Origin of the sequence: Microbacterium sp. NPDC057944, from assembly GCF_042887445.1 — a bacterium.
Taxonomy (GTDB): domain Bacteria; phylum Actinomycetota; class Actinomycetes; order Actinomycetales; family Microbacteriaceae; genus Microbacterium; species Microbacterium natoriense.
Map to the genome: position 1 here is coordinate 1,511,761 of NZ_JBHVPJ010000002.1, position 23,838 is coordinate 1,535,598.

The 23,838-nt window shown below is 70.2% G+C and carries 22 protein-coding genes and 1 pseudogene; 9 read left to right on the plus strand and 14 right to left on the minus strand.

What is annotated here, in order from left to right; all coding sequences use genetic code 11:
• Nucleotides 1–17: 17 nt before the first annotated feature.
• The 4 genes from ACFVRO_RS16515 to ACFVRO_RS16530 are packed head-to-tail and all read right to left on the minus strand — an operon-like array spanning nucleotide 18 to nucleotide 2,744.
• On the minus strand, nucleotides 18–803 hold the full coding sequence (locus ACFVRO_RS16515) for a response regulator transcription factor (RefSeq protein ID WP_386954256.1): 786 nt from the start codon (nucleotides 801–803) through the stop codon (nucleotides 18–20).
• Nucleotides 800–1,285: a tRNA (adenosine(37)-N6)-threonylcarbamoyltransferase complex ATPase subunit type 1 TsaE gene (tsaE, locus tag ACFVRO_RS16520; protein WP_223586964.1), complete on the minus strand. Its 486-nt coding sequence runs from the start codon at nucleotides 1,283–1,285 to the stop codon at nucleotides 800–802. Before tsaE ends, ACFVRO_RS16515 begins: the two co-directional genes overlap by 4 nt.
• Nucleotides 1,282–2,388, minus strand: a complete 1,107-nt coding sequence (alr, locus tag ACFVRO_RS16525) for an alanine racemase (RefSeq protein ID WP_386954258.1) — start codon at nucleotides 2,386–2,388, stop codon at nucleotides 1,282–1,284. Before alr ends, tsaE begins: the two co-directional genes overlap by 4 nt.
• A complete protein-coding gene (locus tag ACFVRO_RS16530; RefSeq protein WP_105672694.1) occupies nucleotides 2,385–2,744 on the minus strand; it encodes a holo-ACP synthase in 360 nt (119 codons plus the stop codon). The genes alr and ACFVRO_RS16530 overlap by 4 nt, the downstream gene beginning before the upstream one ends.
• A 163-nt stretch (nucleotides 2,745–2,907) precedes the next feature.
• On the opposite strand from ACFVRO_RS16530, the gene ACFVRO_RS16535 reads away from it, so the two are divergent.
• Nucleotides 2,908–3,372: an endonuclease domain-containing protein gene (locus ACFVRO_RS16535; protein WP_386954260.1), complete on the plus strand. Its 465-nt coding sequence runs from the start codon at nucleotides 2,908–2,910 to the stop codon at nucleotides 3,370–3,372.
• Nucleotides 3,373–3,587: 215 nt separating this feature from the next.
• Here ACFVRO_RS16535 and glmS read toward each other — a convergent pair whose 3' ends face one another.
• Together glmS and coaA are read right to left on the minus strand one after the other, a co-directional pair.
• Nucleotides 3,588–5,435, minus strand: coding sequence for a glutamine--fructose-6-phosphate transaminase (isomerizing) (gene glmS / locus ACFVRO_RS16540; protein WP_386954262.1), 1,848 nt, complete (start codon nucleotides 5,433–5,435; stop codon nucleotides 3,588–3,590).
• A gap of 141 nt (nucleotides 5,436–5,576) precedes the next feature.
• Complete coding sequence (gene coaA, locus ACFVRO_RS16545; protein ID WP_105672691.1) at nucleotides 5,577–6,521, minus strand: type I pantothenate kinase; 945 nt, start codon at nucleotides 6,519–6,521, stop codon at nucleotides 5,577–5,579.
• Nucleotides 6,522–6,557: 36 nt separating this feature from the next.
• On the opposite strand from coaA, the gene ACFVRO_RS16550 reads away from it, so the two are divergent.
• Together ACFVRO_RS16550 and ACFVRO_RS16555 are read left to right on the plus strand one after the other, a co-directional pair.
• Nucleotides 6,558–7,505 (plus strand): Ppx/GppA phosphatase family protein, encoded by a 948-nt coding sequence (locus tag ACFVRO_RS16550; protein WP_386954263.1) that lies wholly within the window; start codon nucleotides 6,558–6,560, stop codon nucleotides 7,503–7,505.
• Entirely contained in the window at nucleotides 7,502–8,182 is a 681-nt protein-coding gene (locus ACFVRO_RS16555; RefSeq protein WP_386954265.1) for a low molecular weight phosphatase family protein, read from the plus strand. The genes ACFVRO_RS16550 and ACFVRO_RS16555 overlap by 4 nt, the downstream gene beginning before the upstream one ends.
• A gap of 8 nt (nucleotides 8,183–8,190) precedes the next feature.
• On the opposite strand, the gene ACFVRO_RS16560 is transcribed toward ACFVRO_RS16555, so the two are convergent.
• Complete coding sequence (locus ACFVRO_RS16560; RefSeq protein ID WP_386954267.1) at nucleotides 8,191–8,964, minus strand: type II CAAX prenyl endopeptidase Rce1 family protein; 774 nt, start codon at nucleotides 8,962–8,964, stop codon at nucleotides 8,191–8,193.
• Nucleotides 8,965–9,050: 86 nt separating this feature from the next.
• Here ACFVRO_RS16560 and ACFVRO_RS16565 point away from each other — a divergent pair, with 86 nt between their 5' ends.
• The gene (locus tag ACFVRO_RS16565; RefSeq protein ID WP_386954270.1) at nucleotides 9,051–10,541 is read left to right on the plus strand and encodes a polysaccharide biosynthesis tyrosine autokinase; all 1,491 of its coding nucleotides are present in this window, start codon (nucleotides 9,051–9,053) and stop codon (nucleotides 10,539–10,541) included.
• Between the two features lie 129 nt (nucleotides 10,542–10,670).
• Nucleotides 10,671–12,218 (plus strand): sugar transferase, encoded by a 1,548-nt coding sequence (locus ACFVRO_RS16570; RefSeq protein ID WP_386954272.1) that lies wholly within the window; start codon nucleotides 10,671–10,673, stop codon nucleotides 12,216–12,218.
• 19 nt (nucleotides 12,219–12,237) lie between these two features.
• Here the strand turns inward: ACFVRO_RS16570 and ACFVRO_RS16575 are convergent, their stop codons facing one another.
• A complete protein-coding gene (locus ACFVRO_RS16575) occupies nucleotides 12,238–13,563 on the minus strand; it encodes a hypothetical protein (RefSeq protein ID WP_386954274.1) in 1,326 nt (441 codons plus the stop codon).
• Between the two features lie 28 nt (nucleotides 13,564–13,591).
• Here ACFVRO_RS16575 and ACFVRO_RS16580 point away from each other — a divergent pair, with 28 nt between their 5' ends.
• On the plus strand, nucleotides 13,592–14,464 hold the full coding sequence (locus ACFVRO_RS16580; RefSeq protein ID WP_386954276.1) for a polysaccharide pyruvyl transferase family protein: 873 nt from the start codon (nucleotides 13,592–13,594) through the stop codon (nucleotides 14,462–14,464).
• The gene (locus ACFVRO_RS16585; RefSeq protein ID WP_386954279.1) at nucleotides 14,461–15,795 is read left to right on the plus strand and encodes an O-antigen ligase family protein; all 1,335 of its coding nucleotides are present in this window, start codon (nucleotides 14,461–14,463) and stop codon (nucleotides 15,793–15,795) included. The genes ACFVRO_RS16580 and ACFVRO_RS16585 overlap by 4 nt, the downstream gene beginning before the upstream one ends.
• Nucleotides 15,796–15,807: 12 nt before the next feature.
• Here ACFVRO_RS16585 and ACFVRO_RS16590 read toward each other — a convergent pair.
• Nucleotides 15,808–16,488, minus strand: a pseudogene (locus ACFVRO_RS16590) (glycosyltransferase family 4 protein); the annotation flags it as partial.
• A 490-nt stretch (nucleotides 16,489–16,978) separates the two neighbouring features.
• On the opposite strand from ACFVRO_RS16590, the gene ACFVRO_RS16595 reads away from it, so the two are divergent.
• Together ACFVRO_RS16595 and ACFVRO_RS16600 are read left to right on the plus strand one after the other, a co-directional pair.
• Nucleotides 16,979–18,799 carry a DUF4012 domain-containing protein gene (locus tag ACFVRO_RS16595; protein ID WP_386954282.1) on the plus strand — a complete coding sequence of 607 codons (1,821 nt, stop codon included), beginning with the start codon at nucleotides 16,979–16,981 and terminating at the stop codon, nucleotides 18,797–18,799.
• A gap of 117 nt (nucleotides 18,800–18,916) precedes the next feature.
• Nucleotides 18,917–19,492 carry a cell wall protein gene (locus tag ACFVRO_RS16600; protein ID WP_386954285.1) on the plus strand — a complete coding sequence of 192 codons (576 nt, stop codon included), beginning with the start codon at nucleotides 18,917–18,919 and terminating at the stop codon, nucleotides 19,490–19,492.
• Nucleotides 19,493–19,540: 48 nt separating this feature from the next.
• On the opposite strand, the gene ACFVRO_RS16605 is transcribed toward ACFVRO_RS16600, so the two are convergent.
• From ACFVRO_RS16605 to ACFVRO_RS16625, 5 genes are all read right to left on the minus strand, one after another.
• Nucleotides 19,541–20,392 (minus strand): patatin-like phospholipase family protein, encoded by an 852-nt coding sequence (locus ACFVRO_RS16605; RefSeq protein WP_386954288.1) that lies wholly within the window; start codon nucleotides 20,390–20,392, stop codon nucleotides 19,541–19,543.
• A gap of 76 nt (nucleotides 20,393–20,468) precedes the next feature.
• On the minus strand, nucleotides 20,469–21,827 hold the full coding sequence (glmM, locus tag ACFVRO_RS16610) for a phosphoglucosamine mutase (RefSeq protein WP_105672678.1): 1,359 nt from the start codon (nucleotides 21,825–21,827) through the stop codon (nucleotides 20,469–20,471).
• Between the two features lie 14 nt (nucleotides 21,828–21,841).
• Complete coding sequence (gene rpsI, locus ACFVRO_RS16615) at nucleotides 21,842–22,327, minus strand: 30S ribosomal protein S9 (RefSeq protein WP_105672677.1); 486 nt, start codon at nucleotides 22,325–22,327, stop codon at nucleotides 21,842–21,844.
• A 27-nt stretch (nucleotides 22,328–22,354) separates the two neighbouring features.
• The gene (gene rplM / locus ACFVRO_RS16620; RefSeq protein ID WP_105672676.1) at nucleotides 22,355–22,801 is read right to left on the minus strand and encodes a 50S ribosomal protein L13; all 447 of its coding nucleotides are present in this window, start codon (nucleotides 22,799–22,801) and stop codon (nucleotides 22,355–22,357) included.
• Between the two features lie 221 nt (nucleotides 22,802–23,022).
• Nucleotides 23,023–23,775: an MBL fold metallo-hydrolase gene (locus ACFVRO_RS16625; protein ID WP_386954291.1), complete on the minus strand. Its 753-nt coding sequence runs from the start codon at nucleotides 23,773–23,775 to the stop codon at nucleotides 23,023–23,025.
• Nucleotides 23,776–23,838 lie beyond the last annotated feature (63 nt).

Consider the following 23,838-nt stretch of genomic DNA (forward strand, 5'->3'; position numbering starts at 1 on the left):
CCCGAGACCTCCGGGACTCAGCCGGTCGGGAGATCCGCGGACGTGAGGCGATAGCCGACACCGCGAACCGTCTCGATGAATCGAGGGTCGGCGGGGGTGTCGCCGAGCTTGCGGCGCAGATTCGTCATGTGCGCCTCGACGGTGCGCTTGTCGGGCTCGCCGACGTAGTCGGACACCCCTCCCGCGGTGTCGCCGCGGAGGACGAGGGCCAGTTCGGACTTGCTGCGCACACGGCGTCCTGAATCGAGCAGGGTCGCCAGGAGATCGAACTCGGTCGGGGTGAGCTCGACCTCTCCGCCCCCGACGAGCACCGTGTGCGTGTCGGGATCGAGGGAGAGATCGCGATGCGTCTGCAGGCCGGCCGCAGGCGACGGCATCGGCGCTCCTCCGGAGGGAGACCCGGGCGCGAGCGGCGCCTCGAAGCGCGGACGACGCATGACGGCCTCGATCCGGGCGCGCAGCTCGCGCGGGCGGACGGGCTTCACGAGGTAGTCGTCGGCTCCCGCGGAGAGGCCGAGGACGACGTCCGGCTCCTCCGACAGCGCGGAGAGCATGATGATGAACGTCGTGCTGACCTCGCGGATCCGTCGCGCGGCCTCGAAGCCGTCCATCCCCGGCAGGTTCACGTCGAGCGTCGTGATCACGGGGTGGTGCGCGACGACGGCGGCGATGCCCTCGGGCGCAGACCCGGCCAGCACGGTCTCGAACCCCGCAGCGCGGAAGACCTCGTCCAGCAGCGTCTGCACGTCGACGTCGTCCTCGATGATGACGGCGACGCGCGCGGACTCCGAGACGGTGCTCATCGACGCTCCTCCCGAGCGATCGTCACGATCCTGGGAGCGTCGGCGTCCAGCTCGGACGCGTCGAGGCCGTCCGCCCGTCCGACGGGTCGCTCCAACTCGACGTCCCACCACGCGTCGGCGAGATCCTCGGCCATCCCTCGTCCCCACTCGACGACCACGACGGAGCGTGCGAGATCGAGATCGAGGTCTTCCAGCTCCGCTCCGGAGCCGAGCCGGTAGGCGTCGACGTGCACGAGCGGTGCGCGACCGACGAGCGACGGATGCGTGCGTGCTATGACGAACGTCGGGCTCTGCACCGGTCCGCGCACCCCGAGCCCTTCGGCCAGCCCCCGGGTGAAGGTCGTCTTTCCCGCACCGAGCGGACCGGTGAGGATCAGCAGGTCCCCGGCCTCCAGAGTCGCCCCGAGCGTCCGCCCGAGCTCCTCCATGTCGTCCGCGGTCTCGATCTCCCGACGTCCGAGGAGGGAGGGGTCGACGCTCACGTGGTCCTCCGCGGAACCCTGGCGCCGATGCGCGTGACGATCTCGTAGCCGATCGTGTCCGCGGCATCCGCCCACTCCGCCGCCGACGGGACGCCGAGCGTGGGGTCGCCGAACAGCACGACCTCATCGCCGATCGAGACGGGGGTGTCGCCGACGTCGACGACGAACTGGTCCATCGCGATGCGTCCCGCGTTCAGGAAACGGCGCCCTCCGATCGACACCGGAAGCCGGCCGGATGCGTTCCGCGGGACCCCGTCCGCGTACCCGAGCGGCACCAGAACCAGGGTCGTGTCCCGATCGGTGCGGTGGGCGTAGCCGTACGAGACGCCCGTGCCGGCCGGCACCCTGCGCACAGCCGCGATGGAACCGCGCAGCGTCATGGCCGGACGCAGGCCGAGCGATGCCGGCGTGCGCTCCTCGAAGGGCGATACGCCGTAGATGCCGATGCCGATGCGCACCGCGTCGAGGCGCGTCTCCGGCAGGTCGATGGCGGCGGCGGTGGCCGCGATGTGCCGGATCTCTGGGCGGATGCCGAAGGAGGCCGCCGTCGCGACACCCTCCTCGAACCGGGCGAGAGCCGCCCTGTCGTCCTCGGGAGAGGTGTTGGAGAGATGGCTGAAGAGCCCCACGATCCGCAGACGTCCGATGCGCTCCAGCCGAGCGGCCTCCGCGAGCACGCGGCCCCAGTCGGCGGGGGCGATGCCGTTGCGCGACAGCCCGGTCTCGAACTTCAGATGCACGCCGACGGGATGGTCGACGTCGGCCGCCCTGGCAGCGGCCTCGAGCTGGTCGAACGACGAGATCCCCAGCTCGATGCCCTGCGCGGCCGCCTGCTCGAACCGCTCACCCGGGGCGTGCAGCCACGCCACGATCGGAGCAGTGATGCCCTGTCGTCGCAAATCGAGAGCCTCGGGGATCTCCGCGACCCCCAGTCGGGTCGCGCCCCCGGCCAGAGCGGCGACGGCCGCGGCAGCGGCGCCATGTCCGTAGGCGTTGGCCTTGACGACGGCGATGACCTGCACGCCGGTGAGCCTCGTGAAGTGGCGCACGTTGTCGCTGATGGCGCCGAGGTCGATGCTCGCCTCGCGGAACGGAACGGTCACAGCGGCTCTCCTTCGGCGACGACGAACGCGGCGGCGAGGCCTGCGTCGTGGGTGAGGGTCAGGTGCAGCGTGGTGATGCCGCGCTCGTCGACGACGGCGGCGGTCGTGCCGCTGAGCACGAACCGGGGTCGACCTGAGGCCTCGGATGCGATCTCGATCTCGGTCCAGTGCACGCCGTCCGAGCCGCCGAGCGCCTTGATGAGCGCCTCCTTGGCGGCGTAGCGCGCGGCCAAGGAGGGCAGCCGCAGGGTCTGCTCGCTCGGCGTGAAGAGGCGCTGCAGCAGTCTGGGCGTGCGCTCGATGGTCCGCTCGAATCGCGGGATGTCCACGAGGTCGATGCCGGTCCCGATGATCACCCGTTCAGCCTAGTAGGCGCCGGTTCCGGCATCCCCGCCGTGTTCCTCGCGCCCTCCGTTCGTCGGCGCGAAGGCCTTGCTGTCGGCTGAGAGGCCCGGGTTCCGCAGACACTCCGTGATCTGAGCCGCCAGAGCGTCGCTCGACTCACCTTCCACACGTCGCATGACTCCTCGTCCACAATCGCGAAGTTCCCGGAATCCGTCCACAACACCGCTCCGAGCCGCCACGGACACGGAAACGGACGGATGCTCGGAGGATGTTCGATCCTGCATACCTGCTCGAGCGCTTCGGCGGCATCAGCCACGGTTCCCGCATCCCGATGCGGAGAGCGGGCTGGAGTCGCTCCTACGGCTCCGGCTGCACCTGCTCGGCATCCGACTCGACTGCCACGTCGACATCGCCGGCGTCGGCCGCGTCGACTTCGTCGTCGGACGCCGACTGATCCTCGAGGTCGACGGCAGAGAGAATCACGCGGGCGTCGACCGGAGGCACCGGGATCTGATGAGGGATGCCGCAGCATCCGCCCGGGGATTCGAAACCCTGCGCTTCGACTACGCGATGGTCGTGCACGAGTGGCCGAGCGTGGTCGCCGCCATCGAGCAGGCCCTCCTCCGCGCCGCGCACTGACTCCGCGCCGCGCACGCTCCGCCTTGCGCACCGTCCGCCCCGCGCACCGTTCATACGCCTCTGACGCGTCGTTCTGTCGGCGCTGAGGCCACTCTGTCGGCGCGGTGGGCCCGGTCGGGCCGACAATCGGGGCTCCGAGCCGACAAGCAGCACGGGCCCGCGGCACGAAGCGACGCGGACCCGGCCTCAGTGTCGGGACGAATCCCGCAGGAGGTCTACTCGACCGTGACCGACTTCGCGAGGTTGCGCGGCTGGTCGACGTCGAGGCCCTTCGCGGTGGCGAGGGCCATGGCGAAGATCTGCAGCGGGACGACCGACAGCAGCGGCTCGAACATCGCTCCGGCCAGCGGGATGCGGATGACCTCGTCGGCGAACGGGAGCACAGCGGCATCCCCCTCTTCGGCGACCACGATCACCCGGGCGCCGCGAGCGCGGATCTCCTGGATGTTCGAGACGACCTTCGAGTGGATGAGCGCCGAGTGACGGGGCGAGGGCAGGAGCACGAACACGGGCTGCCCCGGTTCGATCAGTGCGATCGGGCCGTGCTTGAGCTCGCCGGCGGCGAAGCCCTCGGCGTGGATGTAGGAGATCTCCTTGAGCTTGAGCGCGCCCTCGAGCGCGATCGGGAAGCCCACGTGGCGGCCGAGGAAGAGCACCGAGCGGGTGTCGGCCATCCAGCCGGCGAGCTGCTGCACGTGGTCCTGCTCCTCCGCGAGGACGCGGGCGATCTTCTCCGGGAGCGCCTGGAGCTCGGCGACGTCGACGGAGGCGTCGGCGACCGTTCCGCGGACGCGGCCCATGTGCAGGCCGAGCAGCAGCAGGGCGGTGATCTGCGCGGAGAACGCCTTGGTGGACGCGACCGCGACCTCCGGTCCGGCGTGCGTGTAGACGACGGCATCCGACTCGCGGGGAATCGTCGCACCCTGCGTGTTGCAGATCGAGAGCGTGCGCGCGCCGCGTTCGTTCGCGTACTTGACGGCCATGAGCGTGTCCATGGTCTCGCCGGACTGGCTGATCGAGACGACGAGCGTGTCGGCGCCGATCACCGGGTCGCGGTAGCGGAACTCGTGGGCGAGCTCGACGTCGACGGGGATCCGCGCCCACTGCTCGATCGCGTACTTGCCGACGAGAGCCGAATAGGCGGCGGTGCCGCACGCCGTGATGATGATGCGGTTGATCCCCGCGAAGAGCTCATCGAGACCGTCGAGCTCGGGGATGACGACCTGGCCGTCGTGGATGCGACCGCGGATCGTGTTCGCGACGGCCTCCGGCTGCTCCGCGACCTCCTTGGCCATGAAGGACGACCATCCGCCCTTCTCTGCGGCGGCGGCATCCCACGACACGTCGAAGGGCTCGGCCTCGACCGGGGTTCCGGCGAAGTCGGTGACGGTGACGGCATCCGGCGTGATCGAGACGATCTGGTCCTGACCGATCGCGAGGGCCTTGCGCGTGTGCTCGACGAATGCGGCGACGTCGGAGCCGAGGAAGTTCTCGCCCTCGCCGAGGCCGATCACGAGAGGGGAGTTGCGGCGAGCGCCGACGACGAGGCCCGGGTGGTCCTGGTGCATCGCGAGGAGGGTGAACGCGCCCTCGAGGCGGTTCACGATGCTGCGGAAGGCGAGCTGCAGGTCTCCCCCGTTGCCCGCGTACTCGCGGCCGAGGAGCGCGGCGGCGACCTCGGTGTCGGTCTCGCTGCGGAAGACGACGCCGTCAGCCAGGAGCTCGTCGCGGAGCGTGGCGAAGTTCTCGATGATGCCGTTGTGGATCAGGGCGAGTTTGTCGCCGTCCGCGAGGTGCGGGTGGGCGTTGAGGTCGGTCGGTCCACCGTGCGTCGCCCAGCGGGTGTGCCCGATCCCGGTGCTGCCGTCGGGCAGGGCCGATTCGGCGAGCGAGTCGCGCAGGGCGCTGAGCTTGCCGGCCTTCTTGCGCATCCCGAGCGTCCCGGCGTCGTCGATGACGGCGACGCCCGCGGAGTCATAGCCGCGGTACTCGAGGCGAGCGAGTCCTGCGAGCAGGATGTCCTGGCTGGGGCGCGGGCCCACGTATCCGACGATTCCACACATACCCTCAAGGGTAAGCGCACACTTTTGGCAGGATTCCGAACGAATAGCGGATGTCGCGTGAGGCCGCGCTTCGACTCGTTGTGCTCGCTCAACGACCGGGAGGCGGATGCTCGACGACCGGAAAGGCGGAGGAAGAGTCGGTCAGAGCTTGCGGAGCAGCACGCTCTCGACGGAGTGGTCGACGCCCTTGTTCAGGACGAGCCGCGCTCGATGCTTCGTCGGCATCACGTTCTCGACGAGGTTCGGCATGTTGATCTCGTTCCAGTACCCGAGCGCCGTCGTGATCGCCTCGGTGTCGGTGAGGTGCGCGAACACGTTGAAGTACGAGGACGGATTCGAGAACGCCCCCTGGCGCAGCGCGAGGAAGCGGTCGACGTACCACTTCTCGATGTGCGCGGTGTCGGCGTCGACGAAGATCGAGAAGTCGAACAGGTCGCTCACGGCGACGTCGTTCGGCGCGGGCGGCGGCTGCAGGACGTTGAGGCCCTCGACAATCACCACGTCGGGGCGGCGCACCACGACGTGGGCGTCGGGGACGATGTCGTAGCGCATGTGCGAGTAGAAGGGCGCACGGACCTCCGGTGCACCGCTCTTCACCTCGGTGAGGAACTGGAGCAGCGATCTGCGGTCGTACGACTCAGGGAACCCCTTGCGGTCCATGAGGCCGCGGCGCTCGAGCTCGGCGTTCGGGTAGAGGAAGCCGTCGGTCGTGACGAGCTCGACGCGGGGCGTGCCCGGCCAGCGGCTCATCAGCTCGCGCAGCAGTCGGGCGATAGTCGACTTGCCCACGGCGACGGAGCCGGCGACCCCGACGACGAACGGCGTGGTGGAGTCGTCCTCCTGCAGGAAGGACGACGTCGCCGCGCCGAGCTTCTTGGTCGACGTCGCGTACAGGCTGAGCAGCCTGCTCAGCGGGAGGTACACCTCGCGGACCTCGGTGAGGTCGAGCCGGTCGCCGATGCCGCGCAGTTCGACGACCTCGGTCTCGGTGAGCGGCTGATCGAGACCTGCCGCGAGCCGCGCCCACTCGGCGCGATCGATCTCCCGGTACGGAGACAGTGGCAGCGTGGGGTCGACGGTGGTCACGCATACATCGTAACGGGGCACCGGTAGTCTCTTCCCGTGCGCTTGGGAGTCCTCGATATCGGATCGAACACCGTCCATATGCTCGCGGCGGACGTCCGCCCCGGCGGAAGGCCTCTCGCGACGACGAGCGACCGCACCGTGCTGCGGCTCATGCGCTATCTCACCCCGGACGGCGCGATCTCCGAAGAGGGCGTCCTGGCACTCGAGGCCGCGGTCACGCAGGCGCGCAGGGTCGCCGCGGAGGAGCGGGTGGACGAGCTGCTCGCGACGGCCACCAGCGCGGTGCGCGACGCCCGCAACGGCGCCGACGTGATCGCGCGCATCGAGAAGGCTCTCGGCCAGCCGCTGCAGGTGCTCGACGGAGAGACCGAGGCCGAGCTGACCTTCCTCGCCGTCCGACGGTGGTTCGGCTGGTCGGCCGGGCAGCTCCTGCTGCTCGACATCGGCGGCGGCTCGCTCGAGATCGCGGCCGGTGGCGACGAGATGCCGGATGCCGCGGCATCCGTCCCTCTGGGCGCGGGGCGGATGACCGTGCAGTTCCTTCCGAACGACCCGCCGGGCGAAGACGACGTCGAGCGCCTGCGCGAGCACGCCAGGGCGACGCTCGCCGAGATCCTCCCCCGGTTCGCGGCCCTCCCCCGCCCCGACCACGTGGTCGGCTCCTCGAAGGCGATCCGCTCTCTCGCGCGGCTCGTCGGCTACCCGGTCCCCGGCTGGTCGGGGATCGAGCGGATGCTGCTGCCCCGCGCATCCCTCGGGTCCTGGATCCCGCGTCTGGCGCGCCTCCCCGCATCCGCTCGTCAGGAGCTGCCCGGCATCACGCCCGACCGCACGTTCCAGATCGTCGCTGCGGCCGTCTCCCTGCACACCGCGATGACGGTGCTCGACATCGACGAGCTGGAGGTCTCGCCGTGGGCGCTGCGCGAAGGCGTGCTGCTGCGGTACATCGAGCAGCTCAACTGGAGCAGCGGCGCGGGGCGATGAAGGATCTCGACTCCTTCGACGCGCCGGCGGACCGGAGCGCGCCGCGGGGGCTCGACCGGTCCTCCGATGCGTCGGCGGACACCGGGACGCCCGTGATCCTCACCGTCTGCACGGGCAACATCTGCCGGTCCCCCCTGGCGGAGACCCTGCTCCACGCCCGCCTGCACGGGGTCGACGCGACCGTGCACAGCGCAGGCACCCACGCGCCGGTCGGCGCCGAGATGACGGGCATGTCGCAGGAGATCGCCGTGGCGCACGGAGCCTCCCCCGATGATGTCGTGACCCACCGCGCCCGGTGGTTGACCGAGCCGATCGTCGCGGGAGCCGACCTCGTCCTCGCCATGTCCCGCGAGCACCGGACCGCGTCCGTCGAGCTCGCTCCCTCGGCTCTGCGTCGCGCGTTCACCGTGCGGGAGTTCGCCGCGCTCTCCACCGCTCTGGACGACGACGCCATCCGTCGGACCGCGGATGCCGCGGGAACAGCCCCGCGTGCGCGCCTCGCCGCCGTGCTGGCGCTCGTCGCGGGTAGACGAGGGCAGATGCCCCCTGCCAGAGCGCAGGACGACGATGTGATCGACCCGTATCGTCGCGATCGCGCCGTGTACGAGGAGTCCGCGTCGCAGCTGATCCCCGCCGTGGACGAGGTCGCCCGAGTCCTGCGAGCCGCGCTGCTCTGAGTGGCCGGTCAGCCGAGCAACGTCCCGGCGACGATCAACCCGACCCCGCTCAGGTTGAACACGATGTGCACCAGCACCGCGGGCCAGATCCGCCCGGTGAGCACGACGAGCGCGCCGGTCGCGATGCCGAGGAGCGTCAGCGCGACCGCGGCATCCGGTGTCAGAGCCGACACGAGCTGATGCGTCAGGACGAACAGCACGGTGGTGACCGTGACCGATACGACGCCGGCCCTCCGGATGCCGGCGCCCCGACGATCCGGCGATGCTCTCCGCGCGCTCCGCCTCACCACGCTGAACAGGGCGACGAGGAGAACCCCGCGGAAGAAGAGCTCCTCGATCACGGGGGCCACGATCCCCCCGGCCAGGAGGTCCTCCGCCCACCAGAGCGCCGGCAGCGATCCGTCGAGCGATCCGTAGGACGGGAGGGCGCCGGAGCCTCCGAACGCGACCGCGGACCATCCCTGCACGACCCGCAGCACGAGGCCGAGGACAACGCCGTAGAGCAGGTCCACCGGACGGACGGCGAGCAGCCCCCGGGGGATCCCCCTCCGGAACGCGAGGATGACGGGTGTCAGCAGCGCCGCCCACAGCGCGGCCTGGCCCCACACGCCCCCTAAGAGCATCCCGAGCCACGCCCCCAGGAGCATGCCGGCGCCGAGGCCGATCACGCTCCAGCCGAGGAGCTCCCCGTTCCATGCGCGCACGGTCGAGCCGCCGCTCCACCACGCCCTCCGTCGAGGCGCGGGCGAGCGATGCGACGGGTCAACGGCGGAGTCGGTCATCGGGATCCACCGTAGCGCCAACCGGAATATCAGAATGCTGTTCCTATGCGACAATGAACCGCCAAGGGGAACCGACGAGAGGCGACATGGAGCTCAGCGACTACATCCGCATCCTGCGCAAGAGCTGGCTCGCGATCGTGATCGCGACGCTGCTCGGACTCGCCGCCGCCGCCGGATACTCCCTCACCCGCACGCCGATGTACGAGTCGCAGAGCGTGGTCTTCGTGCAGTCGCAGGCAGGCAGCACCGTGACCGAGCTGCAGCAGGGGTCATCCTTCGCGCAGTCCCGCATCACGACGTACGTCAGTCTGGTGCGCGAACCCGTCGTGATGAACCCCGTGATCACCCAGCTCGGCCTCGACACCTCGGCCGACGACCTGGCCGAGAACGTGAAGTCGTCGAGCCCGCTGAACAGCACGCTGATCCAGATCACGGTGCAGGACCCCGATCCCGTCATGGCGGCCGACATCGCGAACGCACTCGGTGCGAGCCTCGCCGCGGCCGTGGAGCGCATCGACACCCCCGCCGGCCAGGACCAGAGCGCCATCAAGCTCACCAGGGTGCGGGATGCCGCCGCCGCGTACGCCCCCGTCAGCCCCAACATCCCGCTGAACCTCGCCCTCGGCCTGCTCGTCGGCCTCGCGATCGGCATCGGCATCGCCGTGCTGCGGTCGGTGCTGGACAACCGCGTCCGCTCCCCTCGCGACGTGGAGGAGCTCACCGATCGACCGCTGATCGGCGCCATCCCGCTCGACCCGAAGGCGAAGGAGCGGCCGCTCATCATCCAGGCCGATCCGCTCAACCCGCGCTCCGAGGCGTTCCGCTCGCTGCGCACGAACCTACAGTTCCTGGAGATGGACGGCGGCCACACGTTCGTCATCACCTCCAGCATCCCCACGGAGGGCAAGTCCACGACGACGCTCAACCTGGCGATCGCGCTCGCCGACAGCGGCAAGCGCGTGGCCCTGGTGGACACGGACCTGCGCAAGCCGAAGGTCGCCGAGTACCTGGGCATCGAGGGCGGCACCGGCCTCACCGACGTCCTGATCGGCCGCGCCAAGGTGTCGGACGTGCTGCTGCCCTGGGGCAATCGCTCGATGTACGTGCTCCCCGCGGGCAAGATCCCGCCGAACCCGAGCGAGCTGCTCGGCTCCGCCCGGATGCAGAAGCTCCTCGACGCGCTGGCCGAGGAGTTCGACGTCGTGCTGTGCGACGCTCCTCCCCTGCTGCCGGTGACGGATGCCGCTGTGCTGTCCCGGGTGACGTCGGGGGCGATCATGGCGGTCGCCGTCGGCAGGACGACGACGCACCAGCTCCAGGGGGCTCTCGACGCCCTCGCGACCGTGGGCGCGAAGGTCGCCGGAGTGGTCCTGACGATGGTCCCGACGAAGGGCGCCGACGCGTACACCTACGGGTACGGGTACGGGTACGGCTATGGATACGGGTACGGTCACGGCCACAAGGCGGGCGCCTCGTCGGCGTCCTCGGCCGCGAAGAGGCGCTCGACCGGCAAGGCCGTGATGCCCGCGGAGTCGGACTCCGCCGACGCGTTCGACGACCTGCTCAAGCGCGGCTGAGCCGCCAGCAGACTGCGGTCTTGGTGGATTGTTACATCCACATGAAATCCGCGACCTCGAGCACCTTCCGGCATCCTCCGCTCTGCTACTGTTCACGCGGGGGAAATACCAGAATATTACGAGGTCACAGTGACGTCGACACACGACATCGACGCGACGAAGAAGACGCAGGAAGAGAGTGACACCGGGGCGGGCGCAGACAGGAGAGCGCTCGGTTCCGCAGCCGGCAGCATGCGGGCCGGCTTCGACTGGCGCGCGCGCTACGCACGCAACCTCCGGATCACCGATCTCCTCGCGCTCATCTGGGTCGTGTACGGCACGCAGATCGCCTGGCTGGGATTCGGCAACACCTCGGTGCCGACCGACAACCTGCTGGGCGTGGGCAACATCTCCTACTGGCTCTTCTCCGCGGGGCTCGTCATCGCCTGGGCCTGCGCGCTCGGCCTCGCCGACTCCCGCAGCCATCGCGTGATCGGCACCGGGACGACGGAGTACGTCCGGGTCGCGCGCGCCAGCCTCGGCGTCTTCGGCATGATCGCGATCGTCGCCTTCCTGACCAAGTCGGAGGTCGCACGCGGCTACCTGCTGATCAGCCTCCCCGCGGGCATCGTCACGCTCGCGCTCGTCCGATGGCTCTGGCGCCAGTGGCTGGTGTCCAACCGTCGCGCCGGAGGCTACTCGGCACGCGTCCTCCTCGTGGGGTCCGGCGAGTCGGTGACGGCGATCGCCAAGGAGCTCCGCCGAGTGTCCGACGCCGGTTACACGGTCGTGGGCGCCTGCATCCCGGGCGCACGGATCGGAGACCTGGTCCCCGGCACGGACGTCCCCGTCGTCGGCTCCGTCGACGACGTCGAGCTCGGCCTCGTCCGCACGGGCGCCGACACCGTCGCGGTCACCAGCACCGGCGACCTGCCGCCCTCGCGGCTGAAGCAGATCTCCTGGTCGCTGGAGGCCGGGCGACAGCACCTCGTGCTCGCTCCGAGCATCACGGACATCGCGGGGCCGCGCATCCACTCGCGCCCCGTCGCCGGCCTCCCCCTCATCCACGTCGAGATCCCCCGGTTCAGCTCGGGGCAGCGCATCGTCAAGCGCACCATGGACATCATCGGCGCGCTCGTGCTCATCGCGCTCTCCTCGCCGCTCCTCCTCGGTGTCGCGATCGCCGTGAAGGCCACGAGCCCCGGCCCCCTCCTCTTCGCCCAGGAGCGGATCGGGTTGAAGGGCACCCCGTTCAGGATGCTGAAGTTCCGATCCATGCGCGTGGGAGCCGACGCCGAGCTCCGCGCCCTGCTCGACGCCCAGGGCACGAGCGAGACGCCGCTGTTCAAGGTGAAGGACGACCCGCGGATCACACCGGTCGGACGGTTCATCCGCAAGTACTCGCTCGACGAGCTGCCGCAGTTCTTCAACGTGCTCGGCGGATCGATGAGCCTCGTCGGCCCCCGCCCCCAGGTGGCCGCCGAGGTCGCCCTGTACTCCGACGCCGCGCGGCGGCGGCTCCTCGCCAGACCCGGCGTCTCCGGCCTCTGGCAGGTCAGCGGCCGCTCGACCACGACGTGGGAGGAGACGGTCCGCCTCGACCTGTACTACGTGGAGAACTGGTCGCTCCTCGGCGACATCGGCATCCTGCTCAAGACGCTGAGAGCGGTGATCCTGCCGGGGAACAGCGCCCACTAGCGTGCGGCGATCGACCCCGTCAGACGCCCGTCACCGCGACCACGACGCCCGCGACGGCGAGCAGGGCGACGCAGGCGGCCACCGGGAGCGCGATCCTGTAGAGCATCAGCCGGGTGGCGTCCCGCGTGACCCGGTCGGGGTTGAAGGACCCCAGCACGGCGGCGACCGCGGCCAGCGTCACGGGAGCGATCGCGTAGACCCAGGACAGCCCCTGCAGGGTGTCCGGTCGCATCACGACGGTCGCGAGCGCCCACAGCACCACAGCGCCACCTGACGCGGTGAGCAGCCTGATCGCGGAGCCGGTCCGGAGCTGGATGGCCGACGAGGCGTAATACACGGCGAGCGCCGGCACGGTGAGGCCCAGCGGGGCGGCGACTGCGAGGGGCACGGCGACGCCCGACACCATCGGGAGCACGAGATAGAAGATCAGGGTGATCACGGTGCTCGTCAGAGCGAGGGCGCCGTAGCCGATCGATGAGGCCCGTACAGCCGCGGTCAGTTCGGGGTCGTCGGCCGTCTGCATCCGCACCGAGAGCAGCGCGTGGACGGAGTTGATCAGGACGCTGACCATCGTGACTCCGAGGGCGGCCAGATGAGCCTGCTCCAGCAGAGCGGGGGCGCCGGCGACGATCGCCGAGAGCCGGATGCCCTGCATGAGCACGGCGAACAGGGCCAGATGCGGCACCAGCACGGTCGCCATCGCGAGCGTCCTCGCGGCCTCTCCCCCCGGCGCGGACGGATGCGCGGACAGCAGCCCTCGCATTCCGAACCAGATCCCGGCGCACAGCACGGTCATCACGGCGACGGTCGCCGTCGCGGCGAGGTCGAGCGGAAGCCCGAGTCCGGCGAAGAGCATCCACGCCAGCGGCAGGATCGGGTTGAGCAGGCCACCCGCAGCCATCAGGAGAGTCGACTCGCGGATGCGGGCGACCTGCGCCGCGATCAGCCACGTCCCCATCCCCGCCGCGTAGGACGCGGTCAGCGCACCGGTCTCCACGGGGAGGCCCGCGATGCCGACGATGGAGAGCACGATCCCGACCCCGAGCGCGACGGCGAGGATGCCGCAGACGATCCGCAGAGGCACCGCCCACGCGCCGGGGCGCAGGTAGCTCCCGTCCGCCCCACGGCGAAACGCGTTGGGCAGCGTAACCGGTATACCGATAGTCAGGGGCAACGCTAGGATGGGGCCCAGCGCGAAGGCCACGATCGCGGGCTCCTGTTCCATCCCGCTCGCGATGCGCGGAAGGACCATCCACGCGACCATCCCCGCCCCCGCGGAGGCCAGCTGGATCGCCGCGAAGCGCAGCCTGTGCCACGCAGGACCGACGGTCGCCGATTCGCCCATAGCAGGCCCTTCCCGGAAGGAACGAAGCTTGACCCTCGCACTCCACTGGTGGCGGCCACTCGGCAATCCTCGCACAGCCGCCGGGGAGCTCCTGCGACACGGGTCGGCATGGGCGCACGCCGTCAGGATGGGCGGTGTTCCCCTCAACTTCGGCGACGAGGCCAGCCGCGTGGCCCTCGGCGAACTCAGCGGACGCCCGATCAGACGCAGCGAAATCGGCTCCGCGGATGTCCTGGGCGTCGGGTCGATCCTCAACAGGGCATGGAAGGCGCAGCCCGACGCGACGGTGTTCGGAAGCGGACTCCGCGAGCCCGACCACAGGCCGCTCCCGATGGCCGCCGACCGCATCCTCGCCGTCAGAGGGACCCTGACCCGCGACGCCCTGGGCCTGCCCTCGACGCAGACCCTCGGCGATCCCGCCCTGATCGTCGGCGACGTCTACGGAGGCGGCCCGGCGATCAGGAAGAGCGCCCCGCTGTTCATCCCCCACTTCACGATGCTCGCCGAGCGCGCCAGTCGCGCCCATCTCTCCGGCATCCGCGCCCGCGGTTGGGACGTGCAGCTGCCAACCACCACCCCTCTCGCCGTGGCGGAGGCCATCCGGAGCGCCCCGGTCGTCGCGACGAACAGCCTCCACGGGGTGGTGTTCGCCCATGCGCTGGGCACCCCGGTGGTCGCGGTCGACGTCGCCGGGCACGCCGAACCCGACTTCAAGTACGACGACTACCTGTCGGTGTTCGGACTGCGGCATCGTCCCACCGACGTCACGGTCGTCGCAGACCTCTCGTCCGCCGCGCTGATCGATCAGGTCGCCGCGCAGACCGAGATCGTACGGGCGGCCCTCCCCGCGCTCGTGACGAGCCTGCACAGGGCGGCGGCGCCGTTGCGGAGCACGTCATGACCATCGAGGCCGTCGTCGCCCTCGGGATCTGCGCGGTCGTGGCCGCCGCGATCGTCACGACGAGGATCGGACTCGTCGCCACCGTGGCGTACGCCGCCTTCTTCTCCCTCGCCCTCGTGCCGGTGTCGCTGATCTCCGACTCCGGCGCCTTCCACGTGGGGATCGCCGGCTCCTCCCCCGACCTGCGCACCTTCACCCTCGTCATCGCAGTCGGCGCCGTGCTCCTCACCTTCATCGCGAAACCCCCTCTCGTGGGGATCTTCGTCCCGCTGCTGCTCTGGATCGCGATCGGCGCCCTCTTCATCTGGCCCTCCGACCCTCCGGGCATCGCCGGCGTCGTGCAGCTCTGCATCGCCGTCCTCGCCTGGGGGATCGGGATGCGCGCGGCCCGCTCCGACCCGGACTCGAGGCTGCGCCGCGGCCTGATCGTGCTGATCGTCATCGTGGTGCTCGCGCACTCCGGAGTCGCGGTGCTGCAGGCGCTGGGTCTGAACATCAACGCCGTGGCCGCCGCCGACCAGGAGATCCTCGGCTCCCGTGTGAACGGGCTCTCGAACCACCCCAACAACCTCGGGAAGATCCTGGTCATCTCGATCGCGCTCCTGCTGAGTCTGCTGAACTCCACGAAGGACCGCGCCCGGCTCATCTGGATCACGATCGGCGTCGCCTTCGTCCCGCTGGTGCTCGCTCAGGGCCGGGCGAACCTCGCCGCGGCCGCGGCCCTCGTGACCGGCTGGGTCCTGCTGCAGCCGTCCCTGCACCTCTCCCGCAAGCTCTCGGTGATCCTGGGCCTCGGCGTCGCAGGTCTCGCCGCCTCCGGTGTGATCATCACCCGGTTCGAGGAGGACCCCACTGGTGGCGTCCGCGGCGAGATCCTCTCGTACGCGGCCCGCATCGTGTCGACGTTCTTCTGGACGGGCACGGGCCCGAACCGCTACACGATCGAGAACGCCCCGCTGACGGGCTCGTTCATCCCCGTCCACAACTCGTTCGTGCTCGCCCTCGCCGAGCTCGGCATCGTCGGCTTCGTCCTGCTCTTCGCACCGATCGTCGTCATGACCGTCGCCGCGTGGAGGCGACGCAACCTGGTGTCGGCGAGCGGGGACGCCGCCCGCGCGATCGTCGCCAGCGCCCTGCCGATGGTGATGATCGCCTACACGGGCTGGGGGATGCTCGCGACGTCAGTGCTGTCGCTGGGGATGTTCTGCTTCGGATTCATGTGGGGCCAGGTCACGTCGCGCCCTCCCGTCGGCGAGCGCGACGCGCAGGCTCTCTCCGATGGCGCGGCTGTCGTACGCGTCCGCCGCCCACGCCTGCGCGCGCACGCCTAGCTCCGCACGCAGCTGCGGCGATCCGTGCAGGCGCTGCACGGCATCCGCCCATTCCGTCGGCGACTCCGCGACGAGGCAGTGGATGCCGTCGACCAGGCCGGCGCGTTCCGCCGATATCCTCGTCGTCACGATCGCCCTGCCCAGCACGGCCGCCTCGATCAGCTTCATCTGCACGCCCGTGGCCATCTGGATCGGGACGATGCACACGTCCGCGGCGGCGTAGTAGGGCGCCACCTCGTCGACCGTGCCGATCAGCTCGACCCCGTCGGCGACGAGCGCACGGACATCGGGGCCGGCGCCGCGCCCGACGATGTACAGCGTTCCCGCCGCGCCGCGCCTGCGCAGCTCGGGGACCACGTGCTGGACGTACCACGCGAGCGCCTCGCGATTCGCCCGGTACGACAGCCGTCCGACGAACAGCGCCGATGACGGAGCCAGCCTCACCTCCGCGTCGTCGCCCGGCGAGAGGTCGAGAGCGTGCGGCGAGCGCACGAGGCGGACGACCCCGTCCGGACGCAGCTCCGCGGGAGACGAGACGAGAACCGCGTCGGCGTCGTCGACGACCTGCTCCTCCGCGCGGCTCAGCCGGCCGGCCTCGATCCTCGCGATGACACGCCACAGCGGATTGCGGCCGGTGGCGAGCAGCTGACGGTAGTAGTCGCTCCGGAACTCGTCGAGGTCGACGACGCGCATCCCCCGCGCCAGCGGCAGGAAGTTCGCCGAGCGGATGACGTTGAAGAAGATGATCTCGGGCGCGGTGTCGGCGATGGTGCGTCTGATCGCCGCGTCGGCTCTGCGCGCACCGGTGAACGCCTGCTGCAGAGGCCGCCGCGAGAACACGGCGCATGCGGCGCGGGCGAGCCCGCCGATCCTGCCGAGACGCACGACGCGGATGTCGGTGTGCTCGGGGAGGAGGGCGATCAGTTCGCGCACGTCCGCGGAGTCCTGGGCCGACCAGACGAGGAGGAGCGCGGTGACGTCGTAGTCCTCGACGAGCGCCTTCAGGATGCCGAGGCTGCGCGGACGCTGCCGAGACGGCACCCACGGCGCGACGAAGAGGAGCCGCTCCCGTCCCTGCGATTCCCCATCGTCCACACCCGCTCCTTCGATGCCGAGGTCACTCACCCTGCGAGACTACGCGGTGCCGAGGCATCCGATATACCAATACGACTATCGTGTCCCTGTGACCTCCGCGCCCCGCACCTCCCGTCGTCGACGCCGGGCCGGGCGCATCTCCGCCTGGGTGCTCGGCGGCATCCTGCTCGCCGCCGCCGTGTGCGCGGTGTGGATCGGCATCCGCGGTTCCCTCGCCTACCAGCACCTGGAGAGCGCGCGGGAGGCGGCGGCCGAGGCCCCCTCCGTGCTGGCGGATCCCTCGGCGGCGCCCGCCCTCATCCGACGCATCGCCGACGACACCTCCGCCGCACGCGCCCTCACGGGCGACGCGATCTGGAAGGCCGGCGAGCACGTGCCCTGGATCGGGCCACAGCTGGCCGCCGTGTCGACGGTGTCCGCAGCCCTCGACGACATCGCGTCGCACGCCCTGACCCCGCTCTCGCACATCGCGGCGACGTCCTCGCTCGACAGCATCCGCCCGAAGGAGGGAGTGATCGACCTCGCGCCGTTCTCGGAGATCGCCCCCGCCGCGGCGACGAGTGCGGACGCTCTGGCCGCTGCGCGCGAGACGATCGGCGACATCGATCCCGCCCCCCTGATCTCCCCCGTCCGCGCGGCCGTGGCACAGGTCTCCGATCTCGTCACCGGCGCCCACGAGGGCGTCGACGCCCTGCGTCGCGCCTCGGCTCTCGCACCGTCGATGCTCGGCGTCGACGGCCCGCGCGACTACCTGGTCGTCCTGCAGAACAACGCGGAGTGGCGCTCCCTCGGCGGGATCGCCGGAGCGATGCTGCAGCTGCACGTCGACAGCGGGCGCCTGACTCTCGTCGCTCAGAGCTCCTCGTCCGACTTCCCGATCTACGCAGAGCCCGTGCTCCCGCTCAGCGAGGAGGAGACGCAGCTCTTCGGCACGCAGCCGGGGCGCTTCGTGCAGAACGTCACTCAGATCCCCGACTTCACCCGCGGCGCCCCCGTCGCGCGGGAGATGTGGCTGCGGCAGACGGGCGTCGAGGTCGACGGGGTCATCGCACTCGATCCCGTCGCGCTGTCGTACCTGCTCGCGGCTACCGGCCCCGTGACGCTTCCGACCGGCGACGTGCTCACCGGCGAGAACGCGGTCGACCTGCTGCTCAGCGGGGTGTACGAGCGCTATCGGGAGCCCCGGGAGCAGGACGCGTTCTTCGCCGCATCCGCCGGTGCGGTCTTCGATGCGCTCACCTCGGGGGCGGGGTCGCCCGCAGATCTCCTCGAGGCCCTGGCCCGCGCCGGGTCCGAGCACCGGGTGCTGGTGTGGAACCAGGACCCTGCGGAGCAGTCCGTCCTCGACGGCACGACGCTGCAGGGCGCCTTGCCCGAGACCGACGCGACGACGACCGCGTTCGGGGTCTACGTCAACGATGCGACCTCGTCGAAGATGGACGTCCACCAGACGCTCGAGACGCAGACGTCGTGGTGGTGCGGGGCGGATCAGGCGCAGACCACCGTGACGATCCGCAACACCGCGCCCGCCGATGCCGCCGACCTCCCGAGCTACGTCACAGGCGGCGGCAGCCACGGCGTCCCGCCCGGTCACGTGAAGACCGCCGTCTACGTGTACCTGCCCCAGGGCTCGACCCTGCTGTCGACGGATGCGGCAGGAGACGCGGTCACCCCCGGCGTCGGAAGCGGGGTGGATGCCGGCCGTGACGTGTTGATGTGGACCGTTCAGCTCGCTCCGGGACAGACCGCGACCTTGACGGTGCGCGTGCGGACTCCGCACACTCCCGTGCTCCTCACCCGAGTGACCCCGACGATCGGCCAGGCATCTCAGACCATTGGCCAGACGACTCCGACGAATGGCCAGGAGGAGTCCTTGGCCATTGCACAGGGTTGCGATATTCCGGGATAGTGATATTTAGGAGGGGGGCTTCTGGTGGGAGACCATCGCGGCTCCCCGCCTCGCTTAACGCTCGGAACCCTCACAGCCCTCCGAGTTCTTGCCCCACTCCCCCAGAGAGGCCCCGCCATGAAGCGCAGTTTCATCAAGGCAGCCGCCACGACCGCTCTCGTCGCCGGCGCACTGCTCCTCACTCCGGCCTTCGCCGGCGCAACGTCGTACACCCCTCCGTCCACCGGAACCGTCAGCGCGGCGACCGTCGCACCGGGCGGCACGTTCACCTTCTCCGCCCCCGCGGAGATCTTCGCCCCCGGTGAGAGCGTCACCATCAGCCTCACCGGAGAGAACGCCCTGGGCGCCTCGCTCGGCTTCGTGAAGTTCGCGATCGAGACCAAGGCTCTCGGCACCGTGAGCGCCGGCAGCAACGGCGGCCTCGGAGCGGTCAGCATCACGCTCCCCTCCAACGCCTCCGGCCGCTACTCGGTGCTGGCGACCTCGGAATCCAACCCGACCGGCATCGCCGCGTACGTCAGCACGGACGCGGGCGCGGGCACGGGAACCGGCGATGACGGCCTCGCCGCCACCGGAGCCGACAGCTCCGCGCTCCTGCCCATCTGGATCGGCGGAGGCGCGCTCGTCCTGGCCGGCGGCGGCCTCGCCGTCGCGGCGACGGTTCACCGCAACCGCAAGCACGAAGCAGCCTGATCTGACGAGAGAGGGGGTCCGGTCGAGAGACCGGACCCCCTCTTCTCGTCAGCGCCAGAAGTCCGAGAGCCCGCCTGCGAGCTCGAACCCCTGGGAGTGGCCGAGCAGCGCCGCCTCCGGGCGCAGGGTCAGGTCCATCGCCGATGCTCCGAACAGATGCACGGCGCCGTCACCGGGGACGATCACCTCGACGCGACTCCCCGTGGAGCGCAGTTCCTCGACCTGAGTGACGAGGTCGCTTCCCCACTCGATCGGATGCCGCGACCGCCCGCCGAACGGTGAGAGCACGAGGACGCGCTCGCACCCGGCTGCCAGATCGGCGTTCTCATTTCGACGATAGCCGCCGTCCAGATAGCGCTCCTCGCCGATCGCGTACGCGAACCCGCTCGAGCAGCTCGCCGCGACGGCATCCGCCAGCTCGACACCGCTCCCCCGCGTGAACACCACCGGCTCGCCCGTGCGCGCGTCGACAGCGGTGATGCGCAGCTCCCGATCAGGCCAGTCCTGGCGCGGGAGCCTCCTCGCGACCATCTCGCGCCACCGCGTGGAGCGCGACCCGTCCTGGTCCATCGCCGAAGCGGCCTCACCGAGCCTGCGGCGCAGATCCTCGATGTCGGCGGAGGCGGCGATGATGTCGGCCGTCCTCGCCATGCCCCCCGCTGCCGCCCTGGTCCGGTCGGGCCCGGCGCCCTGCGGGATCGGAACCAGCGATGCCGCGTACAGCTCTCCCACAGCGCCCGACAGCGCCTGGACGGCCGTCGTCGACCCCGCGGATGTGCCGACGACCACATCCGCGTCCGTGACGTCGAGCCCGCCGTCCGCGAGGCCGGCGATGACGCCGAGAGCCCAGGCGTTGCCCGTGGACCCGCCGCCTCCGATGATCAGTGCCGTTCCGCTCATATCCCCTCCGCACCGCCTCGGATACGACGAAGCGGACGGACGCCTTTCGGCATCCGTCCGCTTCCTCTCATGATGTTCAGAGCGCGAGACGCTCGCGCACGACGTCGGCGAGGCGCTCGGCGTAGGTCTGCACCGATTCGGCATCCGCCGCCTCGACCATGACCCGCACCAGCGGCTCCGTGCCGGACTTGCGCAGCAGGACGCGCCCGGTGTCGCCGAGTTCGGCCTCCACCTCGCGAACCGCCGCCTGCACGACCTCGTCGCCCTCCAGGGCGTCCTTGTCGACGCCCCGCACGTTGATGAGCACCTGAGGGTAGACCTTCATGACGCTCGCGAGCTCGGCGATCGACTTCTTCTGCCGAGCCATCTCGCTCACCAGGTGCAGACCGGTCAGCAGGCCGTCTCCGGTGGTGGCGAACTCGCTCATGATCACGTGGCCCGACTGCTCGCCGCCGAGCGCGTATCCGCCCTCGTTCATGTCCTCGAGCACGTAGCGGTCGCCGACGGCGGTCTGCCGCACGGTGATCCCCTGCTCGCGCATGGCGACGTGCAGACCGAGGTTGCTCATCACGGTCGCGACGAGGGTGTCGTCGGTGAGGTGCCCGCGCTCCTTCATCGACACCGCGAGGATCGCCATGATCTGATCGCCATCGATGACGTTGCCCTGGGCGTCGACCGCGAGGCAGCGATCGGCGTCGCCGTCGTGGGCGATGCCGATGTCGGCGCCCAGCCGGACGACAGCCTCGGCGAGGTTGTCGAGGTGGGTCGAGCCCACGCCGTCGTTGATGTTCAGACCATCGGGGTCGGCCCCGATGACGGTCACGTTCGCGCCCGCGTCTCGGAACGTCTCGGGTGAGACCCCCGCGGCCGCACCGTGCGCGCAGTCCAGCACCACGTGGATGCCGTCGAGCTGATGCGGCAGCGAACCGAGCAGGTGCACCACGTAGCGGTCCTCGGCATCCGCGAACCGGATGATGCGTCCGACGCCCGCGCCCGTCGGACGGAGCTTCTCGTCGGCCATCGCGGCCTCGATGCGCTCCTCCACGACGTCGGGGAGCTTGACCCCGCCTCGGGCGAAGATCTTGATCCCGTTGTCAGGAGCGGGGTTGTGCGACGCCGAGATCATGACGCCGAAGTCGGCATCCCTGTCGGCGACGAGGAATGCGAGCGCCGGAGTCGGGATGACCCCGGCCTCGAGCACGTCGACGCCGGAGGACGCGAGCCCCGCGGCGACCGCCGCGGTGAGGAAGTGGCCGGAGACCCGGGGGTCGCGTGCCACAACTGCGGTGAGTCGCTTGCCTTCGGCTTTGCGAGCCTCCGCAGTACGGCCCTGGCCCAGGACGACAGCAGTCGCCTGGGCCAGGGTGAGCGCCAGATCGGCGGTGAGGATGCCATTGGCAAGTCCTCGCACGCCGTCCGTGCCAAAGATCGGCATCGGTCGGATGGACCTTAACGCTTCGAGTACTGAGGCGCCTTGCGGGCCTTCTTGAGACCGGCCTTCTTGCGCTCCTTGACACGAGCGTCACGGGAGAGGAAGCCGGCCTTCTTCAGGGTCGGGCGGTTGTTCTCGGCGTCGATCTCGTTCAGCGCACGGGCGATGCCGAGGCGGAGCGCACCGGCCTGACCCGAGGGGCCACCACCGGAGATGCGGGCGATGACGTCGTAGCCGCCGGCGAGGTTGAGGACCGTGAACGGGTCGTTGATCAGCTGCTGGTGCAGCTTGTTCGGGAAGTAGTCCTCGAGGGTACGGCCGTTGACCGTGATGGTGCCGGCGCCGGGGATCAGACGCACGCGGGCGATGGCCTGCTTGCGACGACCAACGGCGGCACCCGGGACGCTCAGCACGGGGCGGGGAGCCGCCTCGACTGCTTCGGTCTCGGGAGTCGACGTCGAGAAGTTCTGGAGGTTTTCGGTGGTGTCCTGGATGTCAGCCACGAGTATGTCCTTAAGTCTTTACGGCGCTTACTGGGCGACCTGGTCGAGGGTGTACGGCGTCGGCTGCTGCGCGGCGTGCGGGTGCTCTGCACCGACGTACACCTTGAGCTTCGACAGCTGCTGACGGCCCAGGCTGTTCTTGGGGAGCATGCCACGGATGGCCTTCTCCACAGCGCGGACCGGGTTCTTCTCGAGGAGCTCGGCGTAGGTGACCGACTTCAGGCCGCCCGGGTAACCCGAGTGGCGGTAGGCCAGCTTCTTCTGGAGCTTCTGACCGGTGAGCGCGACCTTGTCGGCGTTCACGATGATGACGAAGTCACCCGAGTCGATGTGGTTGGCGAAGGTCGGCTTGTGCTTGCCACGCAGGAGCGTAGCGGCGTGCGAAGCCAGACGGCCGAGAACGACGTCAGTGGCGTCGATGACGACCCAGTCACGCTGGACCTCGCCGGCCTTCGGGGTGTAAGTGCGCGTCACGATAGTGCTGCTTTCTTGTTCGAACGGAGAAGTTCGTGAATCCCACTCCGGGGTGGTTCTCTCCCCAGGGGGAGGAACACGCCAGTGGAGGGCTCACGTTCGCGGCACTCGGCAGTCGAGTACCAAAGTGACAGCTTACGTCATCCGAGCCGGTTCCCCAAAACCGCGCCTCCCTGCCGGAGAGCCCGTCTCCGGCAGGGAGGTCGGCGAGGCGCCTCGCCTCAGCCGATGGCGACGCGCTCACCCGGCGTGAGGATGCGCAGCCGACCGGCGCTCCCCGCGTGCTCGAACATGCCGATGAGACGGTCACGGGTCTCCGAGAAGTGGAACCATCCCTCTGCGTGCACGGGCACGATGATCGCGCCGGCCAGCGCCTCGGCCGCTTCGAGCGCGGTGCGGGCGTTGAGGGTGAGGTCGACGTCGCCGAACCTGCCGACGTTGGCCGCACCGGTGAAGAGCACGGCGACCTCGATGCGCGGGAAGCGCTCGGCGATCTCGCGCACGAGGGCGACGGAGGCGTTGTCTCCCGACACGTACACGGTCGGCTCGCCCGCCGCCTCGAGGATGAAGCCGGTGACGACGCCGGTGAGTGCCTCGGCTCCCTCCGGACCGTGCAGCGCCGGCACCGCCGTGATCATGGCGTCGCCGACGCAGTGCTGCTGCCACGGGTCGAGACCGGTGACGTGCGGGATGCGCTCGGCCGAGTCGGGCGTCCCGAGCACCAGGGGGACTTCGGCGAGCAGCGCGCGCCCCGCGGAATCCAGGTTGTCCTCGTGCTGGTCGTGGGAGAGCAGCACCACGTCGACGGGGCCGAGATCCGCGGCGGCGACCGCGGGGCCGACGAGCTTGTGCAGCGTGATCGGACCGGGGTAGGCGCCGGGCTCGTCGAACGTCGGGTCCGTGAGGATCGCGAGTCCCGCATAGGTGAAGTGGAGCGTCGGGCCGCCGATCAGAAGGGCTGGGATCTGTGTCATGGCATCAGTCTTCGGCATCCGTCGCGGGCGATCCAGTGGCCTTGAGGAATCTCTTCGATAGGA